The organism is Vibrio sp. 811 (assembly GCF_033339195.1).
The window spans coordinates 1-272 of the sequence record NZ_JAWOUB010000818.1 but is presented as its reverse complement, the minus strand read 5'-3'; the positions used below and the strand labels follow the sequence as shown (position 1 = coordinate 272).

The 272-nt window shown below is 48.5% G+C and carries 1 protein-coding gene and 1 pseudogene; both read left to right on the top strand.

The window, feature by feature from the left end:
• Nucleotides 1–78, top strand: a pseudogene (locus R7Q46_RS29575) (DUF484 domain-containing protein); the annotation flags it as partial.
• Nucleotides 44–272: site-specific integrase (locus tag R7Q46_RS29570; protein ID WP_318078637.1), on the top strand; the 229-nt coding region annotated here is incomplete at its 3' end. The pseudogene R7Q46_RS29575 and the gene R7Q46_RS29570, both read left to right, overlap by 35 nt.

Genomic DNA, 272 nt, shown 5'->3' with positions numbered 1-272 from the left:
GTAGTGGCACATCTTGCTCAAACATTGGTATGGCAAAGTTACGATGACACCAACTCCCAACACTCCTCTGCCAAATAGTCTTCAAAAGCCTCTTGAACGCTTCTACGAATTCTTGCGAAGCGAAAAGGGGCTCAGCTTGCACACTCAACGCAATTACAAGCAACAGTTGGAAACCATGGCGCAGCATCTTGCCGAAATGGGACTGAAAGATTGGTCTCAAGTTGATGCTGGCTGGGTTCGACAACTTGCGGGTAAAGGCATGCGAGAAGGCA